Source organism: Fictibacillus sp. NRS-1165 (assembly GCF_050468105.1).
In the GTDB taxonomy this organism is placed as follows: domain Bacteria; phylum Bacillota; class Bacilli; order Bacillales; family Fictibacillaceae; genus Fictibacillus_C; species Fictibacillus_C terrinigri.
In genome coordinates this window covers 1-21468 of sequence record NZ_JBDPNU010000083.1, presented here as the reverse complement: position 1 = coordinate 21468, position 21468 = coordinate 1, and the positions used below count along the sequence as shown (strand labels likewise).

General features: G+C 43.2%; 23 protein-coding genes and 1 pseudogene. 6 read left to right on the top strand and 18 right to left on the bottom strand.

Annotation, left to right across the window (positions count from 1 at the left end):
* Window positions 1–63: 63 nt before the first annotated feature.
* The 4 genes from ABHN01_RS23980 to ABHN01_RS23965 all read right to left on the bottom strand — a co-directional run bounded on the left by ABHN01_RS23980 (window position 64) and on the right by ABHN01_RS23965 (window position 5116).
* Complete coding sequence (locus ABHN01_RS23980; RefSeq protein ID WP_290400344.1) at window positions 64–687, bottom strand: nitroreductase family protein; 624 nt, start codon at window positions 685–687, stop codon at window positions 64–66.
* A 172-nt stretch (window positions 688–859) separates the two neighbouring features.
* The gene (locus ABHN01_RS23975) at window positions 860–2470 is read right to left on the bottom strand and encodes an APC family permease (RefSeq protein WP_429877627.1); all 1611 of its coding nucleotides are present in this window, start codon (window positions 2468–2470) and stop codon (window positions 860–862) included.
* A 345-nt stretch (window positions 2471–2815) separates the two neighbouring features.
* Window positions 2816–4252 (bottom strand): NAD(P)H-hydrate dehydratase, encoded by a 1437-nt coding sequence (locus ABHN01_RS23970; protein ID WP_429877626.1) that lies wholly within the window; start codon window positions 4250–4252, stop codon window positions 2816–2818.
* 201 nt (window positions 4253–4453) lie between these two features.
* Window positions 4454–5116, bottom strand: coding sequence for a hypothetical protein (locus ABHN01_RS23965; protein WP_429877625.1), 663 nt, complete (start codon window positions 5114–5116; stop codon window positions 4454–4456).
* A gap of 211 nt (window positions 5117–5327) precedes the next feature.
* Between ABHN01_RS23965 and ABHN01_RS23960 the strand changes: the two genes are divergently transcribed.
* Both ABHN01_RS23960 and ABHN01_RS23955 read left to right on the top strand, forming a co-directional pair.
* Window positions 5328–6422: a hypothetical protein gene (locus tag ABHN01_RS23960; protein ID WP_429877624.1), complete on the top strand. Its 1095-nt coding sequence runs from the start codon at window positions 5328–5330 to the stop codon at window positions 6420–6422.
* Window positions 6419–6544, top strand: coding sequence for a hypothetical protein (locus ABHN01_RS23955; RefSeq protein WP_429877623.1), 126 nt, complete (start codon window positions 6419–6421; stop codon window positions 6542–6544). The genes ABHN01_RS23960 and ABHN01_RS23955 overlap by 4 nt, the downstream gene beginning before the upstream one ends.
* A 305-nt stretch (window positions 6545–6849) precedes the next feature.
* On the opposite strand, the gene ABHN01_RS23950 is transcribed toward ABHN01_RS23955, so the two are convergent.
* Both ABHN01_RS23950 and ABHN01_RS23945 read right to left on the bottom strand, forming a co-directional pair.
* Window positions 6850–8304 carry a M36 family metallopeptidase gene (locus ABHN01_RS23950; RefSeq protein WP_429877629.1) on the bottom strand — a complete coding sequence of 485 codons (1455 nt, stop codon included), beginning with the start codon at window positions 8302–8304 and terminating at the stop codon, window positions 6850–6852.
* Window positions 8305–8681: 377 nt separating this feature from the next.
* A complete protein-coding gene (locus ABHN01_RS23945; RefSeq protein ID WP_429877622.1) occupies window positions 8682–8879 on the bottom strand; it encodes a hypothetical protein in 198 nt (65 codons plus the stop codon).
* 450 nt (window positions 8880–9329) lie between these two features.
* On the opposite strand from ABHN01_RS23945, the gene ABHN01_RS23940 reads away from it, so the two are divergent.
* Window positions 9330–9596: a hypothetical protein gene (locus ABHN01_RS23940; protein ID WP_429877621.1), complete on the top strand. Its 267-nt coding sequence runs from the start codon at window positions 9330–9332 to the stop codon at window positions 9594–9596.
* 49 nt (window positions 9597–9645) lie between these two features.
* Here ABHN01_RS23940 and ABHN01_RS23935 read toward each other — a convergent pair whose 3' ends face one another.
* A complete protein-coding gene (locus ABHN01_RS23935) occupies window positions 9646–10218 on the bottom strand; it encodes an MFS transporter (RefSeq protein WP_429877620.1) in 573 nt (190 codons plus the stop codon).
* 346 nt (window positions 10219–10564) lie between these two features.
* Window positions 10565–10990 carry a MarR family winged helix-turn-helix transcriptional regulator gene (locus ABHN01_RS23930; RefSeq protein WP_429877628.1) on the bottom strand — a complete coding sequence of 142 codons (426 nt, stop codon included), beginning with the start codon at window positions 10988–10990 and terminating at the stop codon, window positions 10565–10567.
* Window positions 10991–11176: 186 nt separating this feature from the next.
* Between ABHN01_RS23930 and ABHN01_RS23925 the strand changes: the two genes are divergently transcribed.
* Both ABHN01_RS23925 and ABHN01_RS23920 read left to right on the top strand, forming a co-directional pair.
* Window positions 11177–11602: an organic hydroperoxide resistance protein gene (locus tag ABHN01_RS23925; protein WP_429877619.1), complete on the top strand. Its 426-nt coding sequence runs from the start codon at window positions 11177–11179 to the stop codon at window positions 11600–11602.
* Between the two features lie 283 nt (window positions 11603–11885).
* Window positions 11886–12881 (top strand): LLM class flavin-dependent oxidoreductase, encoded by a 996-nt coding sequence (locus ABHN01_RS23920; RefSeq protein ID WP_429877618.1) that lies wholly within the window; start codon window positions 11886–11888, stop codon window positions 12879–12881.
* Between the two features lie 45 nt (window positions 12882–12926).
* On the opposite strand, the gene ABHN01_RS23915 is transcribed toward ABHN01_RS23920, so the two are convergent.
* Window positions 12927–13526, bottom strand: a complete 600-nt coding sequence (locus ABHN01_RS23915; RefSeq protein WP_429877617.1) for a nitroreductase family protein — start codon at window positions 13524–13526, stop codon at window positions 12927–12929.
* A gap of 179 nt (window positions 13527–13705) precedes the next feature.
* Here ABHN01_RS23915 and ABHN01_RS23910 point away from each other — a divergent pair, with 179 nt between their 5' ends.
* A complete protein-coding gene (locus tag ABHN01_RS23910) occupies window positions 13706–14236 on the top strand; it encodes a cupin domain-containing protein (protein WP_429877616.1) in 531 nt (176 codons plus the stop codon).
* A 12-nt stretch (window positions 14237–14248) separates the two neighbouring features.
* Here ABHN01_RS23910 and ABHN01_RS23905 read toward each other — a convergent pair whose 3' ends face one another.
* From ABHN01_RS23905 to ABHN01_RS23865, 9 genes and pseudogenes are all read right to left on the bottom strand, one after another.
* Window positions 14249–14866, bottom strand: a complete 618-nt coding sequence (locus ABHN01_RS23905; RefSeq protein WP_429877615.1) for a hypothetical protein — start codon at window positions 14864–14866, stop codon at window positions 14249–14251.
* A 122-nt stretch (window positions 14867–14988) separates the two neighbouring features.
* A complete protein-coding gene (locus ABHN01_RS23900) occupies window positions 14989–15408 on the bottom strand; it encodes a hypothetical protein (protein ID WP_429877614.1) in 420 nt (139 codons plus the stop codon).
* A 78-nt stretch (window positions 15409–15486) separates the two neighbouring features.
* Window positions 15487–16458 (bottom strand): DMT family transporter, encoded by a 972-nt coding sequence (locus ABHN01_RS23895; RefSeq protein WP_429877613.1) that lies wholly within the window; start codon window positions 16456–16458, stop codon window positions 15487–15489.
* 17 nt (window positions 16459–16475) lie between these two features.
* Entirely contained in the window at window positions 16476–17141 is a 666-nt protein-coding gene (locus ABHN01_RS23890) for a GntR family transcriptional regulator (RefSeq protein ID WP_429877612.1), read from the bottom strand.
* A gap of 44 nt (window positions 17142–17185) precedes the next feature.
* On the bottom strand, window positions 17186–17653 hold the full coding sequence (locus tag ABHN01_RS23885; protein ID WP_429877611.1) for a GNAT family N-acetyltransferase: 468 nt from the start codon (window positions 17651–17653) through the stop codon (window positions 17186–17188).
* An 87-nt stretch (window positions 17654–17740) separates the two neighbouring features.
* Window positions 17741–18184 (bottom strand): hypothetical protein, encoded by a 444-nt coding sequence (locus ABHN01_RS23880; RefSeq protein WP_429877610.1) that lies wholly within the window; start codon window positions 18182–18184, stop codon window positions 17741–17743.
* Between the two features lie 117 nt (window positions 18185–18301).
* Window positions 18302–19011: pseudogene (locus tag ABHN01_RS23875) on the bottom strand (class I SAM-dependent methyltransferase).
* A gap of 303 nt (window positions 19012–19314) precedes the next feature.
* On the bottom strand, window positions 19315–20103 hold the full coding sequence (locus ABHN01_RS23870) for an SDR family oxidoreductase (protein WP_429877609.1): 789 nt from the start codon (window positions 20101–20103) through the stop codon (window positions 19315–19317).
* 451 nt (window positions 20104–20554) lie between these two features.
* Window positions 20555–21313: a sugar phosphate isomerase/epimerase family protein gene (locus ABHN01_RS23865; RefSeq protein WP_429877608.1), complete on the bottom strand. Its 759-nt coding sequence runs from the start codon at window positions 21311–21313 to the stop codon at window positions 20555–20557.
* Between the last annotated feature and the right edge of the window lie 155 nt (window positions 21314–21468).

Here is a 21468-nt window from a genome sequence, read left to right as displayed (position 1 = left end):
GACTTTGTCTACAAGCTGAGCAGCTCTCACCTTGAGAGCTGCTTTTATTGCATGGCAAATGAGTTAAAATTTATTCCATACAATCGCTTCCTGAATGGGGAAGCGGGCAGTTTGATGAGCTGGTTTTGCGGCCTTTCCTACAGAGATCAGCATGACAGGATGATACTTTTCAGGAATGCCAAATTGGTTAACAAGCTCTTCAGCATTAAATCCGCCCATTGCACATGTATCCAAGCCTCTGGCCTTTGCCGCGAGCATAAGCTGCATGGAAGCAAGGGAAGCATTTCGGATGGCCTCATCACGGGCCATCTCCGGACGTGTGGCATATGCATCTTTAATCTGGCTTACTAACGTTGTTTTAATTTCTTCTGTCATAAAGCCGCTATCCACAGCCCCTTGATACACTCTGTCGGCGTTTTGATCAGCTTCCAGATCACCCAATACTGCAATAACTGCTGAAGCCTGTACAACCTGCTCCTGATTGTAGGCAATTGGAAGAAGCTGTTCTTTTGCTTGCTGATCATGAATCACGAGGAACTTCCAATGTTGAAGGTTCCAGGAAGACGGAGCCTTAGCCGCATCCTTAAGAAGTTCTGTAATCTCTTCTGCTGTAAGTTCTGCAGAAGGATCGTATTTTCTTACTGAAGCACGCTCATTTATCACTTCTGTAAAAACTTTCGCTGCCATTGTATACCCTCCATCAATCATCCATATATTGTATTACTTCAAATTAAATTGTGCACAAAACATAGAAACAATAAGTAATATACTTCTTTTTCCTAAGAGTGTCAACTCACTTGATTCTTTGGATAAGAAAGAGCCTCCCTTAGCGGGAGGCTCTTTTTGCTTCATTCCTATCTTATGTTGAAGCTGGCTGCTCCATACTCTGTTCCTGTTTTTTTAGGTCTTCATCATCGTTATCGATAACCGCTTTTGGAAGACCTGAATGTTTAGCCCAGAAAAAGATCAGCAGAGATCCAATGGCGATGATGATAAGGTCCCATGGATTCTTCAATATGCCTTGTCCTCCTCCAAAAGAACCGAAATAAGAAATGATCAGCATCATCACATAGTAGCCAACCAGCCACCAGGAGGACTTCAATTGCTGTGCAAGACTGACTTCTTTCTTCGGTACGTATTTCGAGAACACCAGATAGATGATGAACATCAAAAGCTGTGAACCGATTAGCCATGAGATCGTCTTCCAGCCGGACCAATATACAATATAGGTCGCGAATATAAATGACAGAGGAGCAACGATACTCATCCCTTTAAGGGTAAATGGCTTATGGAGATCCTTTGCGTTTAAGCGGAAAGCAGCCGAAGAAATCGGAGCAATCGCATAGGAAAGAATCAATGCCACCGAACATACATTGACGAGCGCGTTCCAAGAAGGAAACGGCAGCGTCCAGAACACGGACAGCCCGAAGGACAGCCATAATGAAGGCCGTGGTATACCTGTCTTTTCATGCACTCTTGAAAAAACATTAAACAGCGTGCCGGTCCGGCTCCAAGCGTATACTAAACGGGCTGTTGTGTTCATAAAGATATTTCCATTCCCGCCAGGTGAAATGATGGCATCGAGAACAACGATCGTTGCGAGCCAACCTAATCCAAGCGCAACAGCAATATCTTTAAACGGCAGAGGAAACTCCTGCTGAATTTTCCCCCAGCCTTCTCCAAGCATGTCTGTCGGAATAGCTCCGATAAAGAGAATTTGCAGAAGGGAATAGATCAAAGCGGCAAGAACGATGCACACAATGAGGGCGATTGGAATGTTGCGTTGTGGATTTTTCACCTCTCCCGCAACAGAGACAATGGGATGCAGCCCTAGGTAGGCAAACATGACACCACCTGTCGATATAGCGGCTTGAACACCTTGGAAACCGAATGGAGCAAATCCTTCAACCGAGAAGTTTCCGGATTTAAAATGGAAGGCTAACACGGCGATGATGGTGAGCGGGACAAAATACTTAAAAATCGAAATGATAATGTTCGACTTTGTAAATGTTTTAACACTCCAGTAGTTCAATAGGAAAAACAGGCAAAGCAATCCGAATTGTACAAGCCAGCCGGCTATGGTTGGTGAATCGGATCCTGCTTTTGTTAGTCCCGGGAACCAATAAGCAATATACTGTCTGACCGCAGTTACTTCTATTGAAATTAAGCTTGTGTAAGCTACAATAGTGATAAAGGAAATAAGATATCCTACAAGCGGTCCATGAGAATATACCGGATACCTTAAAATTCCGCCTGTACGGGGCAATGCGGCACCAAGTTCAGCATAAACCAGCCCGATAAGCAAGATGATGACTCCTCCAATAATCCAGGAAAAACTTCCAACAGGCCCTGCTTTCGATGCAACGTTGCTTACTGCGAACAGCCACGCTGATCCAAAAATGGCTCCTAGTCCGATGAGTATAAGATCTAATAATGATATCGTTTTTTTAAATGGTCCTTGATCTGACATGAACTTCCTCCTTTAAAACTTCAAAATTCCTTTGTTTCTGCACTCCTTATCCCAATTATTTTTCGACGCGTTTTGACAAAACATACATATAAATATCCGTATTTGCGGTTTACGAAACTTATTTTTAATTTATATGCGTTGCTAACTCATCAATCTTCGAGATGCTTCACAGCCCTGCTGAAAGAATTGTCACCTGTTTAGCATTGCCAAAAATTAAAAACCATCCCTTAAATCGCTGCCCATTAGTTACTTTCGTGCTTTTTCTTTGTTAGTTGAACGTCCGACTTTTTTATTTGTAATAAACTTTTATTTATGTTAACTTGGAAACTTTGCGTAAATCTGGATTTATTGCTCGAATGATTTCATTACGAAGGGAAGATTTTCACTCACATCACTGGCCAGCATCCCTCTCTCGGCATTTTTCTGAGCCCATGAATCTGCACTGGCCCCATGAAAATAAACAGCGTTGGCAATCGCCGATTTTACGTCCTTTTCCGAGCACAGAAAAGCTAGCAGCATTCCTGTAAGCGTATCACCCGTGCCTCCTTTGGCAAGACCTGCATTGCCAGTCGGATTTACAAGGAGACAGCCATCAGGAAAGGCCAATACTGTATACCTCCCTTTTAAAATAACGATGACCCCTTGTTCTTCAGCATAGGATAACGCATAATGAAAACGGTTCTTTTGGATCTGACTTGCCGATACATCGATCATCCTGCTAAATTCGCCCGGGTGCGGGGTTAAAATGACAGAGCCTTTCCTCTTCGGGTACGTTCGTCTTTTCAAAGCCCCTGCATCAATGACCAGATGAAGTTCAGCAGCGAATAGGTGTTCTAATGCCCGGTCGGTTTTTTTTTGATCAGTTAGCCCGGGGCCGATCGCACAGGCTTTTATACCATTGGGCACATCGCCTTCTCCGACTGCCTCAAGACCATCATGCTTGTACATCGCTTCTGGCAGCTGGCCCGCCAGGATTCCTGATACAAACCGGGTCGTTCCGATCGTTAGTTTTCCAATTCCGCTTTTTATTGCCCCTTTAGCCGCCAGAAGCGAACTTCCCGGCATCTCATCCGTACCTGCAAGCAGAAGCCCGGTACCAAACGTCCCTTTATGAGCACCGGCAAACCTTTTATGAAATGTCGATCTCACATGTTCTTCTGTCCAAACGTGCCAATTGGATTGCTGAGGCAAACCAATAGAAAGGACAATGGCTTTTCCGTAGAAATCTGTACTGCCTTCTAAAAAAGCAGACGGTTTATAGCCATGCAGGCAGAATGTAACATCGGCTTGAAATGCGATTTCGGTTTCACCATCATCAGCCGAGACCCCTGTGGGCAGATCCACTGCAATCTTTAGAGCCTGCTGAGAATTTGCCCATTGTACCGCTTGACCTATCTCTCCTCTCAAAGGAGGAGATGATCCAACACCAAGCATGGCATCAATGATCACATCATAGTTCCCATCACGTTCTGAGACCTTTAGACCGCAAGCCGTATAGTATGCAAAATGCTTAAATGCCGGTTCCGTACTTGGCTTACCTGACGGAAGGACGAGCTCACACTGATATCCGTTCTGCTGAAGATATCTTGACAACACGATCCCATCGCCTCCATTATTTCCTTTCCCCGCCATGACGAGGATCCGGCGTTCCTTCGTTACCCGATCCGAAATGGCCTCATATAATGCTCTTCCCGCATTTTCCATCAGGGTATAAACATCCATTCCGCTATTCTGTGCGGTTTGATCTATGTTTTTAATCTCACTCGCTGTAAAAATATACATCGAATTCGGCCTCCTCAATGCCAGATAAAGTAGCTTCCATAGTATCCTACCCTAATCAGAGAGTTGATGAACAAAAGGAGGATTTAAATTCGGTTCAATTAATCAGAGTTCCGCTCAATTATGAAGAATCCGGCTCAATTAATAGGTGTTTGCGCCGCCCTCACAACAAAAAAGGCCATCTCCACAGGAATGGCCTCCTTTTTATTCAGTTGTGCTCCCGTTTTCTTGGGTTAAGCTCTGTATTTGAGCACTGTCTTCCTGCTGTTGTGGCTCGGTGTCACTCCGACCGTCGTCTATACCGTCATCCATATCTGAATCCTCTTCCTCAGGTTTCTGAGGTTTTTCAGGCTTTGGTTTTGGTTCCGGTTTCTTTTTCTGATCTTCTGGCTTCTCAGCTGGTTCTGTCACTTTAACAGGCTTTTCTTCCTCTTTTGCCGGCTTTTCAGGTTTCGCAGGTTTTTCTTTCTGTGCTGTATCGTTTTTCATGCGTTTTTCTTTTTTGGCTGGTTTCTTTTCCTTTTTTTCTTTATGCGGTTTTGTTTTTTCAGAATTTGCTTCTGTTAATGGTTTTTCTTTCTCATTTACGTATGTTTTACCTCCGCCGTCAGCCGTTACACCGGAATGCTGCGGATCAGGAAAAAGTTTATCAGTCGAGATCACTTGTTCGAGCATAATATTTTTCTCTTGCTGCGTAAGATCTTCCGTTGAAACAACTACATCAGATAATGTATTTAAAGGATGCGATCCTGAGCTTAGTTTCGCTATTGGCATGTTTTCTTCAGTTTTTGCTTTCTCTCCGTTCGAAAAACCAAGCCAGACGCCCAGCAGCACGACTGCAATGGCAAGCGAGATGAATTTATACATAATCTCCACCTTCCCTTTTGGCTAGATACCACAATGGCTACTATTATAAACCTAAAACATTTAAAGATAAAAAATCAAAATTTTATAATAACTTGGGAAAATGAGACAGATTACTGCTTAATCATTACTATATAACAGGCTGTACTTTCCCAATTTTCCTTTTTCCATTATATGCTACTATTTTTATATAACCTTCTTAAGGGGAGTTATCATGATATTACAAACGGAAAAGGCGTCTGAAGTCATTGAATTGCTCAGTCGATGGAATGTGAGTATGAGGGATCGTAATATAGCAGTGGTCGAAGAATTAAATATGGAAGTGCGGGAACAAATCGATCCTGCCGGAATGGATCAGCATGAGATTTTATGGCATTCGCTGCTGGAAATCCGGTATTCACTCATTCAGAAGAATTTTGATGACACCGCAGTTCTCTTGCAGCAGCTTGAACTGCTTCAAGGACAGTTATCCCCTGAAATGGCCTTCTATTATCATTTTTTCAAAGGTATATTCGCCTACAGTATGAACCAGTACGTGGAGGCTGTCGCCTGCTATTACGAAGCAGAGAGATTTATGGGCAGTATTGAAGATAAAATTGAGGTTGCCGAGTTCTATTATAAAGCGGCTACTGCCTATTATCACACCAGAAAGTTTTTGCTTTCTCTCAGCTATGCGAAACTGGCAAAAACCATGTTTGAGGAAGTTTCCAAAAACGACCTTAGAAGTGGAGACTGCGAAAACATTCTGGGCTTGTGCTGCCTTAGTTTAAAGCAGTACGAGCAGGCAGAAGAGCATTTTTTGGATTCACTGGATATCGCTGAGAAGTTTAAAGATGAAGAGCTTCTCAACTTTATACGCTATAACCTTGGATTCCTTTATTCTGAACAACACCTGTCCGATATTGCCATTCGCCACCTTAGCGAACTGTACAGCAAGGAGTTTATCCCCCATAAACTGTCCTTTCTGCTCGCAAGGGAATATTTCAAAATGGAAGATCAAGAGAACGGTTTTTATTATCTCCAGCAGGGCATGGACGTTTGCAGTGCCATTCAGAATGAAGAATATATTCACCATCTGCAAATTTTAAATGCCCAGTACTCTACTCTTCCCTCCGAGGAAATCGAGCGAATTGTTACTGAGCATTTGAAATACTTTGAAGAAAGGCAGTTATGGGGCTTTGTGCAGGATTATGCCGAAGCTCTTGCTACCATTCTTCATCATGAAAAAAGGTTTGAAAAAGCCAGTACTTATTTTTACCAGGCGTTCCGCGCTAAAAGCAAAATTGAAGAAATGGGGTATTTACGATGAAAAAAGCAAAAATTTTATTAGGAACTTTTTTGGTTTTAACAACTTTGATAGGTGTTGCAGCTGCTAATGGCGGCCTTCAAGCCGAGCACGGTGTCATTCGTGATACTACTACTAACCTATAAGATGAGCATTCCATCTTATCATTAAAAAAGAGCCTGATCGGCTCTTTTTTTATGGTTCATTCATTCTAAAGGAGATCTCTATGAAACCAGCACTTCCATACGACGTAATTGTGGTTAACAACATGAAAGCCAGGGTTATTGCAAGCTTTGCAGATACTGTAGTCGCAGATTTCAAAGAATTTCAAGAGGTTGGTCCCCAGCACGAAAGACAAGTCATCAAACATGGTGCTTACACTATCGTTAAAGGGATCACAATAAAAACAAATAGGAAGATCCCCTTGCTTTTCGCAGGGGAGTCTTTTTCATTAATTGGCAGACAGGCCTCTCGCGTTAAAAATAGCGCCGATCGTCTTTGCGTTTCTGCCTCCGTACAGCTGCTGGTCCGCTTGTTTGATCGCATGTGCTCCATCAATAAACGTTGCATTTGGCGTGAGCGACCAATGGGATTGAAGGATGATTTTAGTTGCTGCGTCCCTTCCGAGGGCACTCGCCAGTTCATAAAGAGGCTGAGACCAAATCTCTCCATCCGCATGGACTTCACCCACAGCATCTTTCGGGTACACTTTGTTTTCATCCAGTCTTCTTAAACAAGGCGGATTTGATGATGAGTAGGAAGTTGAATCCCATTCTGCCACACAGGCATGTCCAAATCCACCCGCTGTAAAGGAATCTTCATACGTTGCTCCCAGGAAGTCTCCAAATCCCTCACCCATGGCTCCTCCTTCAGGTGAGTTCCCAAACCCGGGAACCTGGTTGTCCTGAATGGAATGACCATACTCGTGAGCAATGACACCTGCATCCTCTGCATCATCCACCCCGCCAGAACCGAAGGTAAGATCCATTTTCGTTGGGCTGTAGAAGGAATTATCCTGTTTATATGTGTTCACATTCGCTGTGATCGAACGATTGTTAATGTTGGTAAAACCAAGAGATTGAATGTAGCGCTGAAGTGTATCAATATGGTAGTATGCCATGACATCTTCAAATTGATTATCGGAGCGAGTGTAATTGAATATAAGGCTGGAACTTTTCGTCCTTGTTTTTGAGTTAATAGCAACAAATTGGCCTGCCAGTTTTCCTGTTCCATCAAGACCCAATAATTGAACATTTTTTAGCTGGGCGTTCAATGCTGGTGAATCGGCATCATTATTGTCTGTGAACCCTGCTGCAGTTCCGCTGGACTCCACCGGATTGGGGAGAAAAACCTGCCCTGAACCCGTTGCTTTTTGGTTTAGATCCTTTTTGTCGATTAATCTTCCATTGCCTGCATGAACAATCGCTTCCCAAGCCCCAAATGGTTCAATCGCATGAATGACGACTTTATACACAGGAATGGCTTTGCCGTTTAGGATTACATAGCCAAACGTGTTTTGGGTCGTTCCCCACTTGCCTTTTCCTTTATCCTTTATATAGTCACCGGCCTTAGACTCAGCCTGATCCTTTGTAAGCCTGTCCGATGGACGTTCAACAGAAGTATAGGCCGTATAATCTGAAACTACTAATCCAACATGTCCTTTAAGGTCGACAGTCGCCGTTAGCTGCTTGGAGAAAACCGGTGAACCGTTGACCGTCTGCTGATAACGTACATAGCTTCCCGCATCTGTTGTGACTGTCGTCACGTATTCAAGTCCTGAGAGATCATTGGCGAGGTGATATTTCGCAGCATTCTTTTTCAAATAATCATCCGCCGCTGACTTTGCGCTAAATGACTGAGCGTGTACGGTATTTACGGCCATAACATGATTGTGCCCAAGCTGCATAGAAGGGATACTGATGGATAGAACGATAGCGGCGGCTGCCACCCATGGCATATTCTTCTTTTTCATTCACCTGTCTCCTCACTATCATAATTTTCAGACTATTTAATTGTACTCTGCCAGGATGCCACGAGCAATAGACTTATTTATCTATTTTGGAATGTTTTTACAAGATTTAATGTCCATCATGATCTGTTTTAACTGCAGTTGTCATAACCGTTCCTTCTTTCGAAATTAATATGGTAAATCTATGTCTAGATGTGATTCATACCTCATCTTCACTTGTATTATGTTAGTAGCCCCAAAATGAAATCACTAGATTTATGAACTGATTTAAGCATTATGTAATTAAAAAAAGTAAGCAGCCAAACCGCTGCTTACTAATAGTGTTCAATAAACTGAACATGATCCTGTTTTAATTTATGCTGAGAGACAGGTCTTCCAACCGTACCATAATGAATCTGAACGTCCAGCACCCCTATATCCTTCATAAATTTTTTTAAATACTTTCGAACAGAAACTCTTGAAACCCCCAACTTTAAAACAAGATCATCTGTAGTAAATGGAATACTTTTCATTTCTGCGATAACCTTCCAAACCAGCCTTAAAGTCTCTTGGGATAATCCTTTCGGCAATTCCTCTGTAATCTGTTTTTTTCAACCTTATGCAAGACCAGTTGATCAAGATCCTGCTGGTTCAGCCCCGGCTAATCAGAATTTCTGTTTATAAATAATGACAGAGCGACCACTCCGCACACCAAAACCATTATCGTAAATTGGAGACTCCATTCGCCTCTTTTCAATCTCATTCACTTCTTGCTCTATCACTCATAAATAAATATACTTACATAGTTTACTCGTTTTCCCCGATTCTAGAAAACAATATATTGGTGACAGTATCGCAAAAGACCTCCTGTCTCCTCTTTACCAATAGACAGGGCGGATGGTGGAACATAGCCGTTTTAAAGACGCTCATGAAGAAATCTTTACTTGCATCCGTTTTTCAAACAAATATTTTGATAAGCAGTCTTGGTAGCAATCAGTGAAGATCCGAAAGGCTGTGAGATCACAATGGCCACCTGTCTCGCCATCATCGCCAATCTTTCCCAGCTGTTCGAACCCTGCCTGCTATTTTATGGAATATGCGTTCAGCAATCACTCGGGATCAAAAGTTCAATGTGGAAAGTGATCTGCCCAAATGGCCCCCAGCTTTCAGACGCAAAGCCACTGTTTGAGCGGATCGATCTGAAACCGATTGGAGGAGCTAAAGCCCTTGGGCTCTCCTTCATAACCTGAGCCAAACTAAAAGGACGAAACCTAAAATCGGTGTCGCCCTTGTTCAATGTTATACCGCTTTTTTATGCCGTTTGCGGAGCGATTCATCATCAGCGGGACGTTTCCACAGTATGAATCCTCCAATTAAATACAATAATGACGTAAGATAAAACAAGGCTCCAATCGTTAGAAAGTGAACCATGTATCCTGTGAGGATGATGACGAGCGCTGCCCAAATCGACGTCCATAGATGATAATGTCCAACCTTTTTTCCCGTATCATTTTTTTCCGTATGACGGGATATCGCTGTTTTTTCTGTCGTTTTCTGAACCGCTCCCAACAGCCCCATCAATATCTTAATCACGTAAACATGCCAGGTTTCCGACAACACAGGAACCAGCAGCATAAGCACTGCCATTCCCCAGGCATAGATCAGCAGGAGGGCCCGGTCACCGAACCGGTCACTCCAACTGCCGATCAACGGATGAAATATGGCGGAAGTTAAAGCAAACAAACCGTAAGCCCATCCAAATTGTGAATAGCTGTCACCCAGATTGCGAAGAAGCAGCAGATAAAAAGGAAAAGCGATGCTGCTAGCCGTGATCATGATGCTTTGTGAACGAATGAGCTGTTTATACGTCATCTCCATACTCCTTATACAAATAATTCATGAACATTTCTGACGGGTAATATTTTCTTTTTAACTCAAAAAATTGCTGCGCATTCGGATATGCACGTTCCAGCTGGCTTTGAGTGGCGAAGGGATAATAAGGCAGATAGTAGCTTCCTCCATGATCAAGAGTAATATCAATAAGCTTTCGAACTACCTTTTTCGTATCGGCAGTGCCTATCTTGCTTTTTTCCTGATTGATCCCGCGTTCATATTACCAAATACATCCATAACTGTATATAGTTTGTTTCTAGCGATAATACTGCAGGTCCACGTCAGCCAAAAAGAAAAAAACCCCGTCGGAACTCCGAACAAGGCTTTAGTCTCCTTCCTGTATGCTGTTTAGTACTTTGCCGAGTGTTTTTTTCAATTGATCTAATTCAGGCCCGTAGATGTTCATATTTTCAAGAAGGGCTCCAGGTATGCACGCTGCTTTTTCACGAAGGCTTTCACCTTTTTCAGTTAGCGATACTATTACACTTCGCTCATCCTGCTTGGAACGCTGCCTTATGATCAGCTCGTGGGCTTCCATGCGTTTCAGCATGGGGGTCAAAGTGCCTGAATCCAGATACAGCTTCTCACCGAGTTCCTTTACGGAGAGTTCGTTCTTTTCCCAAAGTACGAGTAACGCGAGATACTGGGGGTAAGTTACATCCAATTCCTCAAGCAACGGACGGTACTTTTTTGTGATTTCCCGGGCTGCCGCATACACCATAAAACAAATCTGATTCTCAAGCTTTAGCATGTCATTGTCCACTTTAACTCACCTCATCTCCATCCTTGTTCCTACCCTCACTATATTTCAAGTAAAGTTTATCGTCAAATTAAATTGCACAAAATTTAATTGTTGACAAAAAAATAGGCGAGTGTTAAATTAACATCAAGCAATTAAGTTGTGCACAATACAAGTGGGATAAAGGGAGAGATAATCATGTTAGATTCTTTATACACAGCTAAAGCGACCGCTGACGGCGGAAGACAGGGTAAAGTGAAATCAAGTGACAGAACTCTTGATTTTGCATTGTCCATGCCAAAATCACTTGGAGGAAAAGAAGAAGCAGGTGCGACAAATCCAGAACAGCTTTTTGCTGCGGGGTATGCTGCGTGCTTCGATAGTGCACTTCAGCTCGTTGCACGCCAAGCCAGAAAACGAATGGAATCCAGCGTAACGGCAGAAGTAAGTATCGGCAGAGACACAGATGGAGGGTTCGGTCTTTCAGTTGCCCTGTACGCCGCAATTAAAGGGGCCAGTCAGGAAGAAGCAGAGCAGCTGGTCGAACAGGCACACCAAGTATGCCCTTACTCTAAGGCAACCCGAGGAAATATCGAAGTAAACCTTCACGTTACAGTCCAATAAGAAAAGAAGCCAGCCCTACATATTTATGGGCTGGCTTCTTTTTATGGGCAAATGCAGTGACTTTTAACAAGCACTCCGTTATAGTAAGCTCACCATTGAAACAACTTGCATCACATATAGAATATTCATTCTCCTATATAATTACGAGCTTTGGGAGAATTCAGGAATCGATGGGATTGGCATATTATTCGGTTCGCTGCAAAACCTACTGAACGAACATCAAGCCGCTGATCGATTCTCGCCTGGTGCCAGGCACCAAGAATCAATAGAAAGGGTGCATTCCATGATATACTTAAGTATTTTAGACCAAGTTCCGGTACCAAAAGGCCGGGATGCGGCAGAGGCGATATACCAAAGTGTTCAGCTGGCCAAACTTGCAGAAGAACTGGGATATAAACGGTATTGGTTCGCCGAACATCACAGTACAAAAGGTTTAGCGAGCTCCGCCCCAGAGATATTGATGGCTCATGCGGCGGCTCGGACCCATTCCATCCGGCTCGGTTCCGGTGCCGTCCTTCTTCCGCAATACAGCCCTTTTAAGGTGGCTGAAACTTTTCATCAGCTTGAGGCTTTGTATCCCGGAAGAATAGACCTCGGAGTTGGCCGTTCCCCCGGTGGAACGAAGAAAACAAGACTTGCCTTAACGGACAGCATCCCAAAAAGCTTAACAGAATTTCCCCGGCAGCTTCAGGATTTGTTCTTTTACTTAACAGGCACTCTTCCATCTGATCATCCTTCTTATGGTATAAAGGCATCTCCTGTTGTTCCGTCGTCCCCGGCCTTGTGGGAGCTTGGGCTTGGAGAAAACAGCGCCAGGCAGGCAGCGGATCTTGGAATCGGCTACGTATTTGGCCATTTTATTCATCCCGGGCGGGGACAGGAGGCTTTCCAAGCCTATTATGAAGGCTTCAAGCCGTCTACGCTCTTGGAAGAGCCTTCAGGAATAACCGCTATCTTTGTAATCTGCGGCGAAACCGATGAGCATGCAGAAGAGCTGGCCTTAAGCCAGGACTTATGGCTGCTTCGCGTTGAAAAAGGACTCGACAGCAGAATTCCGACCATTGAAGAAGCCAAATCTTATACATTCTTACCGGACGATATTGAAAAGATGAAAGCTAACAGAAATCGAATGGTGATCGGTTCTCCAGAAACGGTCAGAAAAAAACTGATGTTGCTGTCAGAACAGTATCAGACTCGCGAATTTATGGTTCTCACGAATGTTTATTCGTTTGAAGAACGAAAAAAGTCTTATGAAAGATTGGCTCGTTTACAATTTTGAATGTGGACAATAAGCAAAAAAAGAGACCCGGTAAAGGTCTCTTTCTTATTTATAGATTTTCACACGGTCTGCAAGCGGCTGAAATTCCTTTTCACCCGGAGTTGCCACAGGTTTTCCGAATGGCATTTGTGCGATAAGCTTCCAGTTTTCTGGAACATTCCACTCTTGTTTTACTTCCTCATCGATGATTGGGTTGTAATGCTGAAGAGACGCGCCGAAGCCTTCATTTTCAAGTGCTGTCCAAACGACAAATTGCAGCATTCCGGAGGAGTGGTTGGACCAGATTGGGAAATTGTCTGCATAAGCAGCAAATGCCTCTTGAAGACCTCCTACTACTTTTTGGTCTTCAAAGAATAAGATCGTACCATATCCGCTTCCGAATGCATTCATTTTTTCTTCAGTCGGGGCAAATTGATCGGCTGGAACGATGCCACGAAGGGTTTCTTTTGTAATATTCCACAGCGTATCGTGGTGATCGCCGAGCAATACGACAACACGTGCGCTTTGTGAATTAAAAGAAGATGGTGTGTATTTTACCGCATGATCGATGATTTCCTTAATTCTTTCATCAGAAACTACGGCATCCTTACTAATTCCATAATAGGAGCGCCTTTCTTGGACTGCAGTTAAAAAATCTTTGGCCATATGTTTTTACCTCCACTAAATGAACAAGTATTCATTATATATTACTTTATGTAAGTAAGTGTAAATATTATATTTTATTACGTCAAGTACTAAGTTTAAATAAAATAAGCATCTCTTCATGGTTAACCATCTCTCATACCGGGAATTCTTTTTAAAACGAAATTAAGGAGGGCATTGGCATGAGTAACTATGAGGTAAAAACCTTTTATTTTGAGGACGATGGATTCATCCCCAACCATCCAGAGTGGCCGGTAGTGTTCTATGAGGGGGTATTAACTGAAAACGCTCACGAGGCTGAATTCATTTTTAATGAGAATAACTGGCTCAACAGCTGGCGCAACGGCATTTTTGATTATCATCACTATCACAGCAATTCCCATGAAGTACTTGGAGTCATTTCTGGTTTTGCTACTGTAAAAATTGGAGGAAAGTCCGGATGTGAGCTGCAGATTCACACTGGAGATGTAATGGTTCTGCCAGCTGGAACGGGACATATGAAAATTGACTCCAGTGCGGATTTCCAAGTCGCTGGTGCTTATCCCAACGGAAATGATTATAATCTGATGCGAGGAGTGGACGGTGAGCGCCCTGATGTAATAGATGAGATACGAACGGTTGCCATCCCGGAAACAGATCCTGTGTTTGGCGTGGAAGGCCCATTGTTTCACCATTGGCAAAAGGAAAATAAAAAAAGCCCGAATCATCGTTGATTCGGGCTTTTATCACGCCAGGGATTCAGGAGGCAGGCTCGGTTCCTTAATTCCCGATTCTCCACTGTATTTATTTTTTGTCCTAACTAGTGAAATAACAGCGATAACTACGCCGCCTACGGTATCCGCAACAAGATCAACCATTGTGTCACTGTTTCCTCCGCCCTGAAGCGTCATATTGAAGAACTGATCCATACTGAACTCATACATCTCCCATATCACTCCGCCAAGAACGGCAAATGAAAGCACGAACCAAAAGACCAGCCATGGTGAAATGTGAGTCCCTCCCTCCCGATGAACGAGCCGCTCGTAAAGCGCGACGGCAACGAAAGCAAGCAGAGCCCCGCTCAGCAGATGCAGAAATGTATCCCACCAGCCCAGTCCATAAAAATGAAGGATAGATCCTAAATATTGGGATGCAAAAAGAAAAGCTAGATAGGACAGCAATATGGGCAAATTAAACTTTAATTTGGTAAATCGGGCAAGACCAAGCGGTATTGCTCCGCACAAAACTCCCCCCAATGCTACTTGATAGCTGTGGACCTCCCCTTTTGGGAAGTAATAAAAAAACAAGATGGCCATAAAGACGGTATAAGCCAAACTGATCAAAAGAACCCATTTTCGTTTCATTCATTCACCTCCTGCTCTTATAAATTATTTCCTCCCATGGCAGAAATATGAATAATCCGGATGAAAACATTAAAACAGGCCTGAAATCTATGAAAGATCTCAGACCTGTTTCATGGTTGAATCTATTGTTTTGTCGTATCGATTTGTTCACGAAGGGGCTGGATGACATTCATATCCACATCATAGGTTTTCCCTTTGTAAACGACTTTAGCGTTCTTGTCCCCGTCCTTGCCTGTAATCTTTACACTCTTACTTTGAATAACGAAGCTTCCGTCCTTCTTTTCCACATGTTTGGCATCATCCATCTCTTTTTTGAAAACGGGTTCTATGGTTTTTTCGTACGCTGTCGATGCAGAATTTACTCCTTGCTTTCCGAGGTCCATAATTTGGTTTGGACTTACTCCAAAAATGAAGATTGCGATAATGGCGATCACTCCAAAGATAAGGGCCGCACGCAAAGCAAGCTTAAACAAAAATACAAATATGATAATCGCCAGCACTGCCAGTATGACAAGCATTAAATGATCTTCAATCCAAGCCATGGTTTTGTCTTCCCTTCTCCTTTTACCAATGTAATTACCCGGTTGTCTAAAAAAATAGACAAGGAAAGAAATTCCTTTTTATGAAACGTTGGCTTTTTGCAGGCTTGAGTGCTTTTTTGCTTTTGAAACATAGCTATGAAGCATCATCCCCATCATGATTAATGCCATGCCAATCCAGGAAAGCGCGGAGGGGAGCGGCAAAGATAACAGCCACATTTCACCGATAGCCGCAAATAGAACTTCTACAGATTGAGTCGCTTCCACTGCAGCCAGCTGCTGAACGTTCCCCCTGACGAGATCTGTGGCATAAAAGAACAGCACGGTAGCGATGACTCCAGAAGAAAGAGCAACCAAGGCAGACTGAAAGGTTTGGGCCCTTGTTGGCAAACCATCTGCCCACAAGCCGTAAACAGCGAGGATGATCCATAAAGGCAGGCTTGCAAGAGTCATGCCAAGCACCCGCTGATAAGCATCCAATCTTCCACCGCATATCTCCATCATTTTTCTGTTGCCGAGCGGATATGCAAAAGAAGCTGCCAGGACAGGAAGCACACCAAGCAACACATCGTTAAAAGACAGTGTTCTTGCTTGTTCGATCTGCATCAATACTATACCGAGCAGTATAATTAATGACATGGACAGTCCCTTAAAGGGAATCTTGCCTCTTACCGTTTGAAGCCCATTGGATGTCTGAACCTGTTCTTTGAAAAAAGGAACGAGAAGTGAACCTGAGATGATCGTGATCTGCCATGTACCCGCGATCAGCCAGCCTGGTTCATAGGCTGCCGCAAAACAAATGGGACCATAAAACAGGCCGAATCCCACCATGCTCCATAACAGCCAGCTTTTCGGATGTTCTTTCATGATGTGCATGAGCTGGGTAAGGTTTCCCCTCCACGCTACAATAAGCAGCAGAAGAGGGACCATAAAGAAATAACGAAGGGAAGCGCTCCATATCCAGCTTCCGCCAGATAACTCCATTAACCGGTTGAGCACAAACGTAAAAGCAAAAAAGAAAGCGGAACAAACACCGATGATGACTGGCCGCATCGAAGACACCTCACTTTTTATTGTTGAATCAGCAATTCTCCGAGACTCAGCCAGTTTTTTTCCGTAAGGAGGGCCGCCTTCTCACTATCTTTATCTATGCACGCCTGAATGATCTGTTCATGCTGCAGGACTGAATTTATCCCTTTTAATGAACCGAACTGAGCCATTTCCAATCGACGGATCTTAGATGTGCTTCTCTCGAGCGCCTTTAACAGCTCTTGATTACCGGCAACCGTTAGAAATACTAGGTGAAATCCTTCGTCCGCTTCGATAGCAGCGATGATGTTCTTTTCCACCATAGACGACTTCAGCCTTTGATTTTGGATCTTTAATTCCTTGATGTCGTTTTCCCTTAAGAGCGGAACGGCGATTCTAGCAGCCAGGGCATGCAATGCCGCTACTACGGTGAAAGCCTGATATGCCTCCTCTACTTTTAGTGGTGCCACCCTGGTTGAAGATCCTGGCATTGCTTCAATAAGCCCTTCATCCTCGAGCCTTTTCAGGGCCTCCCTTACCGGGGTCCGGCTAATGCCGAATTTCTCCGCAAGATCTTTGTCATGCAGCCGTTCCTCCGGTTTGAGTTCCAGTGAAAGGATCGCATTCTTTAAATGAACGTATACTTCTTCTCTTAATGATAATCGTTTAATCGGTTGGATGTTTTTCATAAAACCAATATATCGCATATCAATTGATTAGACAATAAGAAAACCAGTGCTCAATCCACTGGTCACCTGAATACTATTCTTTCCCGTCTGTATACGACTTCACCATTATCTACATCTCCTGTCGGAAGGTATCCCAGTCCTTCGTATAATGCAGCAGCCTTCACATTGTCTTGATGGACGGTAAGCCGTGTTTCGCGGCAATGAGGAAATCTTTCCTCAATCCAGGAGATCATTTCTATCACTGCCTTTTTTCCGTAGCCTTTCCCTTGATGCTGCTCATCAATGAGAAAACCATTGATCCAATACATGTTATCACTGTGTTCTTCATAGGCATGCATAATGAACCCTGCCATTATTCCTTCTGCATAGATGGCAAACGGAAGATACACCACACCGTCTCCGTCTGGCTTAAAATAGACTTTGGCCAGCGATACGGCGACAGCAGGCACTAAATGCTCCTGCTCTTTTTTCACTTTTAACCGGACCGCCTCTTCCCAGTTGCCCCGATTGACAGGCTTTAACTCGATCATGAGGTTTTCCCCCCGCTAGTTTACTGTAATGGTGCCAGGCACCCTTAAAAAAACGGCTCTGCCAATGAGGCAGAGCCGATATCGAATTTATGCTGTTTTTCGGAACTTCCCTGAAATTCCGATCGCAAATGAAATAATCGTTGTGATCAATAAAGCTTCTGTAATGGAGCTTAATACTGTATTAAATGACATAACGCTGTATATTTGAATCGATACTCCGATCGGAACGCCGAAAAGAAGAACGACAGAACCAAATATCGCATTCTTAAACGTAAACAGTGATGTGCGGTGTGCCCAGTCCAATACACGCAAGCTTAATACCCAGAACATGCTGATCAATGACCAGAAAAATAGGATAGAAGCTACGAATGAATGAGAAGTCAATCCGAACAGCACGTGTTCAGAGTAAAGGCTGATATTTAAAAAGACTTCGATCGTCTGATAAGCACCAACACCGAACAAAAGAATGAGGTGGATTAAAGCAAACTCCATACCTTTTTGCCCGCGGATTCTCCGTTTCAATGAATTCATCATCTTTCCCCCAAAAAATGACTTAATGGTTATCTTCTTATCATACAAAAAAAGATTTAGATTTTAAACCTGTTTTTTTAAATTTTTTGCAAAATAACGTTAATTAGTAATATTGTACTATTTTTTAAACAGTGCCGTCAAGAAGTCCTCTACACCAAACATGGCACTTCCAGCTTCCATAACGTTCATTCTTCGGCACTCGACCGCTGTAAAGGTGCTGAAAATGGTTTTTAGCTTATCCTCCGTGTACCCAAGCCCCCCCTTGTAATGAACGTTCTTGGTACACTCCCCAGTCTGAAATCTCCGCACCTCCTAAACGGCCACCCGGCATATAACACGTCAAGGCGAAATGGCCGCCTGGTTTTAAAGATCTGCCTGCCAGCTCCACATAGCTCAGCCGTCGATGGGGAGCGAGGTGATGAAAACATCCTGAATCATAGATAATGTCATAGGAGCCCTTTTTCGATATCCAAGTCAAAGATATTCTTATGAATAAAACGTATTGGAAGCTTTAGTTGCCTTGCGCGTTCTTCTCCCCAGTTCAATGCCTCTCTCGACAGGTCCACCGCATCCACCGTGCACCCTCTTTGAGCAAGATAAATCGCACTCCTTCCCGGTCCGCAGCCTAATTCAAGCGCTCGTCCCGGCTTTAAACAGCCTTTCTCGAAATATCCGACGAGGTTTTCATCAGGTACATTATGAAAAAAAGGTATCTTTTTTTCACGGTGTCGATAAAATTCGTCCCAAAAAGGTACCGGGTCTCTCCATAAAGAATCCAGCATCCTCATGACATCCTCATGATTTAAGATGAGTTCTGATTGATTCATATGATCTTCTCTCCAAACTTAGTCAAATCTCCTTCCTGTTTCTATTTCAATAAAAACGCTCAAAACCCTTTATTAACCAATAAGAACGAAACTTAAATAAACTTTTTATACGCCGCTTAAGTGTCTGTAAGTGGGCATCTATATGATTAACAGTTCTTTTAATCCCGGTGTATTACCGATCTCATTCTCTTTTAAAAAGCCTCTTACAACAACTCACAGAGCAAGAGCGGTTTTGGGGGAAATGAAACTAAAATAAAATAAAAAAGAGCCGTTGGCGGCTCTCCTGTACTCTTTCATTCTATTTTATAAGAGGGTCTCAGCTCCATCGATATAAATTTCCGTTCCTGAAATATGGCTCGAACGTTCAGAAGCCAGGAATAAAACGAGATCAGCCACTTGCTCGGGTTCCCCCGGCTTATGCTCCAGCGGCTGGTGCCCTTCCGGATAATTCACAGGAATCGTAATTTCTTTTACCTCTTCTGTTGTATGTGTATTTTGGCCGATGTTGGTTTGAATGGCACCAGGGCAGATCGCATTGACTCGGATCTTATACCGGGCTAGCTCAAGAGCAGCCATTTTCATAAAAGCCACCTGCGCTGCCTTTGTTGAGCTGTAGGCCGCCATCCCGAATCCATGAAATGTCCGATTCCCGTTTATGGAACTGGTGATCACAATGCTCCCTCCCTCTTTCTTCAGATAAGGTATGGAGTGTTTGACGGTTAAAAAGGTGCCGTTTAAGTTGGTAGAAATGGTGGCGTTCCATTGTTCAAGTGATAACTTTTCAATGGGAGCGAGCGTCCCGTTAATTCCGGCGTTAGCAAAAAGTACGTCCAGCCTTCCCCACTTCTGTATCGTTTGCTCTATTCCTTGCTGCACCTCTTGCGGGTTAGATACATCCACTCCTGAAGACATCGCCTCTCCGCCTGAATTCCTGATTTCCTCCGCCACCTCTTCTGACCGTTCTTCTTTTACGTCCATCACACAAACCTTCATGCCTTCCTTTGCAAAAGCGATGGCTGACGCTCTTCCAATCCCTGAGCCTCCCCCAGTAACTATCGCTACTCTTCCTGCTTCAGTTTGATAGATACCCATCATTGTGTTCCTCCTCGTTTTTCTATTAATATACCCGTTTATTTTGATTTTTTTGGATAAAAACAATTTTCGCAAATTGTGGTTTGCAATCTTTGTTCCACCTGCCGGACTAGAAGGAATCGACTGGTAACTATTGTTTATGCATCATAAGAACTTGAGGGAGAGGAAAAACTGGTATACCCTTTATTTAGGGAGTGAAATTAATGAGTGAAAACATTTAAGTAATTGAAAATGCTTTGGAGCCATTGATTGTTCATTCAAAATTAAAAATCATTTATAGTAATGTGCTACACTTAAAAGCTATACAACTAGGCAAAGACTTAAACGGCATTTCAACATTTTCCAATGTAAGAGATGCATTGTACCTAGGTGTAAAGTATGATTGAATAGGCATAAGCAAACAGGTCCCGCCATCTCTCAAGTTGAGCTAATCGCCGGAACCTGCTTTTTGTTATGAACGGAGTAGATTTTCAAGAGCTCTTGCATTTTCTTTTGCCGTAGTGGCAAGATCTTTTTCAAAATGCTCCTGTTCCACAATGAACCATAATACACTGAATTGATTGCCCTTTTTAACGATAGACTCTAAATCCAATTCTCCTTTTCCCAAAATCGTGCTTTGTTTCTCGGTTCCTTTTACAGCCATGTCCTTCATATGCAAAGTAACAAGCCGTTCACCAAGCCGGTCCATAAACTGAACTGGGTCGTATCCTGAATAGGCCGCCCAATAGCAGTCCAATTCAAAAGAAACAAGGGATGGATCCGTTTCATTCAATAAAATATCGTAGCCTGTTTCCCCCCCATGATCTACAAACTCGAAATCATGGTTATGATAACCTAAGTTCAATCCTTCACGATTTAATAAATACCCGGCGTGATTTAACGTTTCAGCCGCTCGTTTATAATCGTCAATGTTTTTCCGATGTTCTTCTATTAAATAAGCCAGGACCAATAAGTCATTTCCGAGCATCTGATTGTATTCAATCTGCCGCTTAAGTTCATCTTCCTTAAGCTGATCAAGCCCGATGTGGCTCCCCGCCGGTTTCAGATCATAATGATCCAGCGCCTGCTTTAATGCCTTTGCAGAAGTGTCATGATACCCGGCGAACTGAGCCCCTTTATAACCCCATGATGAAACTTGCTTTAATGTACCAATAAAATCTTTTTCACAAAGCTCTCTTATCGTGTAAAGCTGCAACCCTCTTTTCTGCATCTCTTCATTCCTCCTTTATCACCAATGAAACTATACGAGATAATCTTATGAAATAGTATGGGACGACACAATGTATTTTTGAAATATTCTTAAAAATATATCAGGCATCATCATACAAAAAAACCGCCTGCCCTGTAGACTGACCTAGCGATTTG